Below are 9,999 nucleotides of genomic sequence, written 5' to 3' on the forward strand. Positions count from 1 at the left end.
AGAACTGGACAGTTATCTAAGGGTACATTTTTTTTTTTTTTTTTTTTTTTTTTTTTTTTTTTTCAAGTTGTTCGGAACAGTTCACCGATTGACAGCCCAACTTTTCCAGACTTCCTACAGAGTTCTTCTACTTCGTCTTGATATAACCTGATAGAAATGGTCCGCTGCAGGCTTTTTTCATAGGGCTCTATATCCTCCCCTGCCTCACAAAAATGCAGATGGGTATCCATATAAATGTCTTCCATATCGCAAAATCTCCGGCTCATTGCTACATAGTCTTTATTTTTCAAATCCCACTCCAGCCGGTAATGATGTTCTCTTGCGTGTTCTTCTAAGTCTTTTCTTATGATGTTTCTGGTCGCTTCCGGCAGTTCTGCAATAAAAATGCTTGTATCCGGAACCGCCAATACTCTTTCTTTTACCACATTTGTCCTCCCTGTTTGTAAGCATTCCTTGCCACTGGCTGATTCCCCAGTACATCCATATAGAGGATAATTCCCTGCGGGTCCAGATGTACGGTAATAAATTTCTGTATTTCCTGTAACAGATCATGATCAGAAAACCCAGCCTGACAGCCTATAAAATTCCTGATTTTTTCTACAATATCCTGTTTCCGGAACTCTTGCAATACCAGAATCGGAATCGTGTGCTGACCTCCCATAGCATCATAGGGCAACGCTTTCCGCAATTCTTCCAAGAGATACCTGTAATAATCAACTACCACCTGGTCTGTTTTCCACGCTTTTTCCTTACAATCCCGGAGTAAAAAATCATACTCTTTTTTTGCCTGTTCCATTTCTTTCAGAATTTCTACTGCTTCCACAGAACAATATCCTTTCTCTTCTATCAGTTCCATCAGTTCTTCCATAGAATATGTTTCAAGATACATGGCTCTTCCCCCATCTTCTTTGCCAAATTTTCTCCTAATACAAAGAAGAGGAAGACACCGTAGCGTTTTCCTCCTCTTTTATGAAATCTTCTTCTCTACTGGAATCCAAGACAATAAGCTCTCCCGGTTCTTTCTTATCCTATTGCTTCCAGAAATTCGTCCCTGTATTTCCATACAATTTCAATATGTTCCGGATCATAAAAATTTATGACTTCAATCAGCTCATGCAGAACTTCATAAGACAGCTCTTCCAATCCCTTATATTTTACAAAAAGTTGCAGTCCCTCTGATTTCTCCTTTTGTTTTTTCTCCTCCCCTTTTAAAATTCTTGCTTCTATCTCCTGTATCTTTTGCTGATAAACTGCTGTCTTCTCCATACAGGTTTGTTTTCGTGCCAGGTAATCTTTCAAAGAAATCTGTTCTTCTGCATATTGTTCATACAGTTCCATTTTCTCCTGTTTACGAAGCGCCAGCTTCTTTTCATATTGCTTTTTTCGATATCGGAGTTTCGGAATATTCAAAGTCTGATTGGCTTTCTTTAACTGCTTTATGGTATCCTCTGCAAGGGTTACCTGCTGTCTTATCATAATTAGCACCAGTTCTTCCAACTCTTTCTGCTTATATTTCTTTGGATAACAGGAAGCATTGGGGGCTGTCGTAACACTTTTACAATAAATCGGCTTTTCTTTGTATTCTGTCCGTATCCGCATTTTCCGACCACAATGTCCGCAACGGATCAAACCTGAAAAAATATTCTCAGAAGACGGTGTCCGCCCATAATATTTTCTGTCCTTCTGTACCATGTCCTGGATCTTCTGAAGCTCCTGCTCCGTTACAATCGCTTCGTGTCCTCCTTTTACGCAAATCCAATCCTCTCTTGAAATATATCGGTACTCTCTTTTTGACGGAACCCTGGTTTCTGTTTTCCCTCTTACCGTCAGTCCTGCATAAACCGGATTAAACAAAATCAGCTTTACTAAATTTCCGTCCCAGAATTTCACAGATTTCTTTGCTTCCGGCGCCCAGCCTTTCCTTTGAAGGTATACGGTAGGTGTTTCAACTTCTTTTTTATTCAGGTCCCTGGCAATGTCTGCATAGGTCTTTCCTTCCAACCTTTGGTCGAAAATCCCCCTTACAACGGAAGCTGCCTCCATATCCAGATGAAGTTTTGTATGAACACCGTCATGGAAGCAATATCCGTATGTTGGGATTGAACCATGATATTGTCCCATTTCAGCCTGTTTCCTCATAACTTTTTTGATATTGTTGGAACAAATCTGGGGATAAATCCCATTGATCAGGTTCTTAAATTTAATCTCCGTATCCTTTCTTTCGGAAGGTTTCTGGCTGCTGTCATAAAAATCATTGATTGAAATGAAACGCACCCCAAGGAACGGAAATATTTTTTCGATATAGTTTTGTGTTTCTATGGTATCCCTTCCCAGGCGGCTCAAATCTTTGACAATGATACAGATTCGTTTTCTCCTGGTAATCAGCCCCATCATGCGCTTAAATTCCGGGCGGTCAAACGTTGTACCGCTGTAACCGTCATCTACAAAGAAGAAAAACTTTGCCCCTGCAAACTCCGGCTGGTTTTCTACAAAGTGCTGAATTAAAAGCCTTTGATTTTTAATGCTGTTGCTTTCCTCCATTTTTTCTTTATCATCTCTGGAAAGACGCAGATAAGCAAAAACAAAATCACACTGCATACGGAAGACCTCCTTCCATATTGTCTAGTTCTTTTTCCAGCTCCTTTTCAAATAAATCCCCAAACCAGAACACGATTTCCACATAGTCTTTGGAATATACCGTAATCTTTTCAATAAAGCGGTCCGCAATTCCTTTCTCTATCTTCTGAAATCTTTGGTACTTTAGAAGTTCCTCTGTCCAATCCATTCTTGCCTTCACCTGATCTAACAGGTGCTGTCCACGAAGCTGTATCTGCTTCATATTCTGCCTGGCTGCTTGCTGTTCTTCCTGATAGATTGATTTAATCTCCTGATATTCCTTGCAGTCCAACAGCCCGGTAGCATAATGCTCAAACAAGGTTTCCAGTTTTCTTCCATATTTCTCATACTTCTGTCTGGCATTTTTTATTTTTTCTGCTACCTCCTGCTCCAGCTTTTGATAAAACTCTGCACCATAGGTTTTCTTACTTTCTACAGCAAGCTGGATCTGGTAGCGGAGTGCTGCCTTGACTGCCTGATTGATGTAAATTTCATTCACCGTCCGGAAACATTCCGTATGATCTGTAAGGGAAAAGGAAGGGCATTTATAAACCATATATTTGTGTTTCTCATTACCTCCGCTCCTGCTTCTTCCAAGACGTCTTCCGCAATGCCCGCAGAAAATCCTTCCCTTAAAAGGGCCATCTGCCCCCTGTTTTTCTTTTGGGTTTGCAGCCCAGTTATCCAACGTATCTTTCCAGCGTTCCTTTGCAATTTCCTGTGCTTTCTCATAAATCGCCCGTTCCACAACTGCTTCCCAGGCATTTTCACACACTTCCCACTGCTCTTTTGGTATCATCTGAAGGGGAATATTCTGCGCAAGCATCTGTTTTGTTTTCCCATAAACAGCAGCACCTATATAAACGGGGTTCTGTAAAATCTTCCTGATACCGTCTGATCTCCATAACCGCCTTTTTTCCGGCTCCTTTCCCTGTTTCCTTTTCTGGTAGCTGTCCTCCGGTCCTAATACCTTTTTACCATTCAGTTCCCTTGCTATATCATAGCTTGACATTTCTTCAAACACATACCAGTAAAAAATCTGCCGGATTATTTCTGCTTCCTCTGGTTCCGGCACCAGCTTCTTACTGTTTTCCTCTGCTCTTTGGTATCCATAAGGAGGTCTGGAACCCCAAAACTCTCCCCGTTCCCTGGACAGCCGGTGCGCCTGTACCAGTTTCTCTGAAACTTCCCTGGCATAATAATCATTCATAAAGTGTTTCAAAATATTGGTGGTCCTGTTTTCTACACAAGCTGGGTTTGCGCTGTCATATTCGTCCATAACGGAAATAAACCGGATATTTAAGGTTGGGAAAATCACATCAATCAAATCTACAGCATCTAAGGCGTCCCTTCCAAACCGGGCAAAATCCTTTACAATGATGCAGTCAACCTTTTTATTTGCCACATCTTCCATCAACTCTTCAAATGCGTCCCTTTGGAACGTTGTACCTGTCACACCATTATCCGCATAGACTTTTACCACCAGCATTTCCGGGTGTTTCTTTGCGTAGTCTTCACAGATCTGTTTTTGGATATAAATGGAATCTCTTCTGCCATGCCCTCCGTCCTTTTCGGAAAGCCTTACATAAATATAGGTTCTCAGATACTTAACTTCCGGCTTACTGTTTTGTCTTTTCTGTCCTCTTTTGCTTACCTTAGGCACTTGCTTCCGCCCCCTTTCCTTTCAGGAAGGCTTCCACACGCTGATCCGGCTTTGTCCTGTTTACTGTTTCCAGCAGTCCCAATACCTTTTCAAATTCATCTTCAAACCAAAAATGAATGATAATGCGCTTCTGCTCATATACCTCAATCCGTTTGACCAGATTTACCAGCATTAAGCGGTCCACTTCCGTCCGGTCCCGGTATTCCAGAAAATATTCCAGCCACTCCTGCTGTTTTTCAAGGGTTTCCTGCAAGTTTCGGATTTCCCTTTGCTGGCACTCCATTGCCTGCCGGATTTCCTCTAAAGACTGGTCATACTTTGCTTTGAAGGTTTCAAATTCTGTCCGGTCCAGGATTTCTTCTGCAAAACTGTCATACAGTTTTACTTTAATGTTTAAAATTCTCTGGCTCTCCTTTTCCAGCATCTCCAGTTTTTTGTCTTCTTCCAAAAGCCGCTGTCTTGGGATTGAGGCAGTTTTTACATACGCCAGTATCTCCTTCAACTCCACCAGAACAGAAATATAATGCAGGATTGCTTCTGTCACAGCCCCTACCAGTTTTTTCTCACTGATACTATGGGAACTGCACTGCTTTTCATAAAGGGACGTCGAACATACATAATAGTGGTGGACTTTATCTGGGCTTTTCAGTACCATGCTTTCTTTACAGTCCCCACATTTTACCAGGCCTGAAAGAAGCGCTAGCCCCTTTGCACCTCTCATGGTATCCATTTTCATCAGGTTGCCCACCACTTCATATTGGTGTCTATTGATAACCGGCTCAAAAGCATTTTCATACCGTATCCACTCAGCTTCCTCTTTGTGGATCACAACCTTTACTTTATGGTTTGGCGTTGTGGTTTTTCCCTGTATCAGCACTCCGGTGTAGCGTTCATCAAGAAGGATACGACGCACCATAGTTGGCATCCAGACCGGTTTTTCCGTCAGACGGAACCCTGTCTTTAATTTCTGTTTTAAATATACCTGCTTATACCGAAGAGGCGTCAAGATCCCACGCCGGTTTAATTCTTCGGATATATCCGTCAGGCTGTAGCCCTGCATTTTCATGTGGTAAATATCCCGTACAACAGAAGCTGCCACTTCGTCCATGACCAGCTTATGTTTATCCTCTTCGGATTTCAGATAACCATAAAAAGCAAAAGGCGCTACACACTGCCCGGCTGTCATTTTGACATACAAATGGGAACGCACACTTTTGGAAGTATCCGCAGGGTAAAGGTCATTGATTAAACTTTTAAATCTCAGGGTAAGGAAATCACGATTTGGCGTGAGGCTGTCATAATTGTCATTGACAAGGATCAGGCGCACACCCATTTTCGGCAGGATACGTTCCACATACTGTAAAACACCGGAAAAGTCCCTTCCATAACGGGAAAGGTCTTTGACAATAATACAGTCTGCTTCCCCCTCTTCCAGCATACGCAGCATTTCCTGAAAACCGGGGCGGTTAAAGTTTGTGCCGGTATATCCATCATCTACACATTCTTTTACCACCTGAATTTCAGGGTGGCTCTTTAAAAAGCTATGGATTAGTATCCTCTGGTTTGATATGCTGTCGCTTTCCCTGTTATCACCATCTTCGTCAGAAAGGCGCAGGTAAACAACCGCACGATAGATTTTTTTAAGTATTTGATTTTTCATTGTATTCGCTCCTATCATTTAGATTCGTCAGCCGATTCCCTAAATGATAGAGGCTACTCGGGTCCTTGCCATCATCCTACCATAGTCCAGAAGGTTTGTCCACCCTGTAATCTGCCAACAATCCGCTTTCTTCCCTATCCCTGTCGTGGCTTTACCATTTCATCTGCACAAGGCTTTGCATGGCTTCCTCTATGGTACGGTTGGTAGAAGCAAACCCAATCTTTATGGTGATCCCCTTATATTTCAGAAAATAAGGGTTCTTTCCGGACTCCAGGATTTCCCGGACCTTCTCCGGTTTGCTCTTTTTTACATCAATCTTCAGTTTCTCTACATCTTGTATCTCTTTCGGGTCAATGTCCTCAAACGTCATTTCCCGCATCTTCAGCAGTTCTTCCCGCGAGAGCATTATATCCCTTCCCTGGTACAGCAACTGCACAGATACGCATCTAAGTCCTGCTCAAATTGTTCCTGTTTCTCCCAGGTGTGCATTAAATACTGTTTCAGTCTGGCATAATCTAAAATCCCATAACCGATACAGTCTATCTGCACCTGAAAAGACTGGAGCAGTTCCATAGTCTGTAAAATTTCTTCCGGACAATAGGATAACCTGCTAAGCCCGGATACCACAATCACATCAATCATGCCTTTTCCTGCAAGCACTGCCAGCCTCTGCCAGTTTTCTTTTTCTATGGAATTACCACACCCTACACCTTCCAGTAAAGTGACCACATGGTATGTCTGCTGTTCACAGTAATGCAGGCTTTTTTCTTTTTCATAATACAAAAGCCCGGCACATGGAATGGGAATATCCAGATACACTGCCGCCCGCTGGGGACTGTTCCTATTTTCTATCTCTTTTTTTCCTTTGCAAATCCATGCAGGGAATAACATTCCTCCCTGAAAGATCTCTTTATCTTCTGAAAACAGTTTTTGTAACATCTCTCTATTCATTGCTCTGCCTCCTCTTTCTTTGGCTCCTGTTTTCATTCCAGGGCTATAAAGAAACCGGCGTTTCCCCATAGCCCTAAAATGAACCCATTTTACACACCATACTGGCAGGGCTTTCCCTGCCAGCATGTTTTTTATTTTCTCACCCCGGTGTGAACGGGAGCATGTAGGACCGGCCCGGCTGGCCGCCTGACACCCTGCAGCACCCTTTCCCGCTGCAGCATGTCCCAGACGCTACCCTGGTTGCAGTGTTTTATGCAAAGGTATCATTATCATTCGGCTTTCAGACTGCCTGCCACCCACAGCCTATGTCCGGGCGCTGCTCACACTTTCCCTTCATCTTCTACGATTCCTTGTTTGATCCGCTTCTTTTCTGCCTTACCTGCTGCCACTGCGGACAAGTGTATCTTCGCACAGCTCATGACCCTGCATCATACAAAATAGAATGTGCCGAAATGTTTTGTGTCCTTTAAGATATTTCTATAGATTAGCGTCAGAAATGACACGTTTGTTTTAAAAAAATATCACCATACTGATATTCAGTTTTCAAGGTTCTTCCCGGCTGAAAACATCAGCCTGCCAAAAGACACCATAACCCTGATGTGTTTTGGCAGACTGTTTTCGGTCTGCATTTCTCTTTATTTTTTTAACCGGATAATCATATCTGCCCAAAATTCCGTACATGCCTGCCGCATCAACTCCAAAAGCCGGTCTTCGGTAATTCCCGTAATCACGTTCTCTTCTTTCTTTTCCGGTTTTGGTTCCGGTACTTCCAGTGCTTCCTCCCGTATCTTCATTGTGAGCATGGATAAGGAAGGGGAATTGGCACAGTTGATAAAACCGATATAATGGTTCACCACATCATAATCACCTCTGCAGCTTCGGACAATATCAAACGCATGGCGGATTGCCCGTTCTACCCGCTGCCCTGTCGTGCCATGTTGCTGGGCCACCTTAAAATACAGATATGTCGTTTTAATCTTGCTGTCTTCTTCCAGAAGCAAAACACTGTCTACAATATAGCCAAATCCTTTTACATTGGCAGGCATTCCCATTTTAAATAATACTGCTTCCACCTTTTCTCTTGATAACATTTCCCTTTTCCTCCCTATCTGTATTCTCACTTCCTGCTGTCTTGCTGATATTTCTTTAGCCCTTTCTTAATTCCCTCTATGGAATAGATCAAAAGGCTAGTTTCTCTTTCATCACAATCCTGTACCAGATACCAGATTTTTTCCTTCAACATCATATCTTTTTTCGCTGTACCCATGTGTATAAAGTGTTCTTTTATGGGAATATCCATAGCTTCCAACAGCCGGATATAAGTTTTCATTCCCATAAGTCTGGCATGTGTTTCAATCTTCGCCAGATGTGATACGGAAATATCTGCTTTCTCTGCAAGCTGCTCCTGAGTCAGTCCCCTGGATTCCCGCAAGGCTTTTATGGCATCTGCTACAATATAAAGTTCATTCTGCATTCTTTTATCTCCTCGTTGATTACAGGCTCTATTATAATTACAAATCCTTTCCCTGGGTAATGGACTATGGAGGCAAGATTTCCCAGTTTCATTACCATTTCTTTCCTTTTTTGGTTTTAGAGATTTATTATATCTGAACGAGTTGAAAACGATTTTTGCACCATTTACGAAAAAGCACTGCATTATCTCTTCAATTAGGCATAAAAAAGGAGAGAACGTCACATATCGACTCCTCTCCAATAGCTTCTATTCATCTAAGATATTTGCCAATACATAGGCTTACTTTTTTTTTCTTTCCAGGAACCTCCGTATCTCTTCCACACTATCTAATATGGGAATGAACGGGGCAGACGGGCTGCATACTGGATCTTGACTGGACAGTTCCAGTGCATTAATAAATGCTTCTGCCTTTTTGGGGTCTTCAATCACAAGCTCTGTAAGGATACTTGATGTAGCCATATGAGAAAGCACCTCTTTTCTCTCATATCTTAAAAAATTCTTTCGTAAGAAGATCCTGCAGTATTTTCTATACGCCAAGACCTGTACTCTCCATTTTTATTTATGTAGTAAAGTTTGATCGAGCATGTTTTTAATTTCATCTGGAAGACCGTCTACCGTTGCATTTTCATCGTAAAAACAGTAGAATTTGTATATTTTTTCGCATCATTCTGGCAGGAAATCTGAAAAAATATGAGTTACTGTATATGCTGTTCTACTTTTAGAAAAGCAATCTTCATCTCGCAGCGATTCTACTACAAAGCAATCGCCCTTTTGCTGCCCCTTATCATCAGACTCTTTATTTAAAGCATAGAGTAAAATTAAGATCTGTTGTGCCAAACTTATAAGTTCTCGTGTCTGTGACAATCTCTTCCAGCATAAATCCTTCTGAGCCAGCCAGCATTGCAATCTGTCCGATATGCTTAATCTTACGCTTACACAATGAAAAAGGGTGCTGCGGTGTAAAAAATATCTGCGAAGCCTGAAGCATTTTTTTTGCTGCATAACTATAAAACTTTTTTGCTGAAAGGTTCGTGGCCACACCTGTCAAGTGCCTAAAATTGGCAGCTTTATAAAGCACCTCAATATATCTGCCTTCAAATACATATAGAAATCTTTTACCTACTAAATGCTTCCTATACAGATCAGCAGCTACTTTAATCTCCTGTACAATTTTCTCTCTATCCTGTTGTTTTCCCATCTATCTTTTCCCAATCATCACTATAGTATAAAAAAACAGCACTGGACAACTTTTTTGTTATCCAGTGCCCATAATCTTAAAAAGCGGTTTTATGCTGGCTGTCAGCCGCGACATCCTTCCGAATGTCTAAAATGTCGCCGGTATCATTGAGTCCCCGGCGCGGACTCACCGTATCTCCCTGGCGTGGGCGTAATACCCTTCCGAGTATCAAATAGTCCCAGTAATTACCCTGCCCGGGCACAGTACAGCTTTTACGTGCCGCTACACGAAACCTTTTGGCTTAATTATATTATATGCGATACCCTAAGAAATATCAATAGTTTCCACAAAAAATTGATTGGTTGTATCTTATTATAACCCGTTACTTACCGTTTCAATAAACGCTCCCTAGAAGCTGTATCCAATACTATTTTATGAAAATCCAGCATTGCGTGCTC

The 9,999-nt window shown here is 41.9% G+C and carries 11 protein-coding genes; all 11 read right to left on the bottom strand.

What is annotated here, in order from left to right; translation table 11 throughout:
- Window positions 1-62 precede the first annotated feature (62 nt).
- Entirely contained in the window at window positions 63-425 is a 363-nt protein-coding gene (locus AC075J_RS15990; protein ID WP_476390489.1) for a hypothetical protein, read from the bottom strand.
- Window positions 419-889 carry a hypothetical protein gene (locus tag AC075J_RS15995; protein WP_117467675.1) on the bottom strand — a complete coding sequence of 157 codons (471 nt, stop codon included), beginning with the start codon at window positions 887-889 and terminating at the stop codon, window positions 419-421. Before AC075J_RS15995 ends, AC075J_RS15990 begins: the two co-directional genes overlap by 7 nt.
- 134 nt (window positions 890-1,023) lie before the next feature.
- Complete coding sequence (locus tag AC075J_RS16000; protein ID WP_117689897.1) at window positions 1,024-2,598, bottom strand: recombinase family protein; 1,575 nt, start codon at window positions 2,596-2,598, stop codon at window positions 1,024-1,026.
- A complete protein-coding gene (locus tag AC075J_RS16005) occupies window positions 2,588-4,279 on the bottom strand; it encodes a recombinase family protein (protein ID WP_117689896.1) in 1,692 nt (563 codons plus the stop codon). Before AC075J_RS16005 ends, AC075J_RS16000 begins: the two co-directional genes overlap by 11 nt.
- Window positions 4,272-5,939 (bottom strand): recombinase family protein, encoded by a 1,668-nt coding sequence (locus AC075J_RS16010; RefSeq protein ID WP_158555571.1) that lies wholly within the window; start codon window positions 5,937-5,939, stop codon window positions 4,272-4,274. Before AC075J_RS16010 ends, AC075J_RS16005 begins: the two co-directional genes overlap by 8 nt.
- Window positions 5,940-6,090: 151 nt before the next feature.
- Window positions 6,091-6,345 (bottom strand): DUF6870 family protein, encoded by a 255-nt coding sequence (locus AC075J_RS16015; protein ID WP_072448128.1) that lies wholly within the window; start codon window positions 6,343-6,345, stop codon window positions 6,091-6,093.
- Window positions 6,345-6,890: a recombinase family protein gene (locus tag AC075J_RS16020; protein ID WP_158555572.1), complete on the bottom strand. Its 546-nt coding sequence runs from the start codon at window positions 6,888-6,890 to the stop codon at window positions 6,345-6,347. The genes AC075J_RS16015 and AC075J_RS16020 overlap by 1 nt, the downstream gene beginning before the upstream one ends.
- A 635-nt stretch (window positions 6,891-7,525) precedes the next feature.
- Entirely contained in the window at window positions 7,526-7,981 is a 456-nt protein-coding gene (locus tag AC075J_RS16025) for a sporulation initiation factor Spo0A C-terminal domain-containing protein (RefSeq protein WP_117689893.1), read from the bottom strand.
- 26 nt (window positions 7,982-8,007) lie between these two features.
- Window positions 8,008-8,364 carry a helix-turn-helix domain-containing protein gene (locus tag AC075J_RS16030; protein WP_117689892.1) on the bottom strand — a complete coding sequence of 119 codons (357 nt, stop codon included), beginning with the start codon at window positions 8,362-8,364 and terminating at the stop codon, window positions 8,008-8,010.
- A gap of 279 nt (window positions 8,365-8,643) precedes the next feature.
- Window positions 8,644-8,823 carry a hypothetical protein gene (locus AC075J_RS16035; RefSeq protein WP_117738811.1) on the bottom strand — a complete coding sequence of 60 codons (180 nt, stop codon included), beginning with the start codon at window positions 8,821-8,823 and terminating at the stop codon, window positions 8,644-8,646.
- Window positions 8,824-9,160: 337 nt separating this feature from the next.
- Entirely contained in the window at window positions 9,161-9,562 is a 402-nt protein-coding gene (locus tag AC075J_RS16040; RefSeq protein ID WP_476390490.1) for a PBECR4 domain-containing protein, read from the bottom strand.
- Window positions 9,563-9,999: the final 437 nt, after the last annotated feature.

Source organism: Blautia sp. ZXY-1-C6, assembly GCF_056339875.1.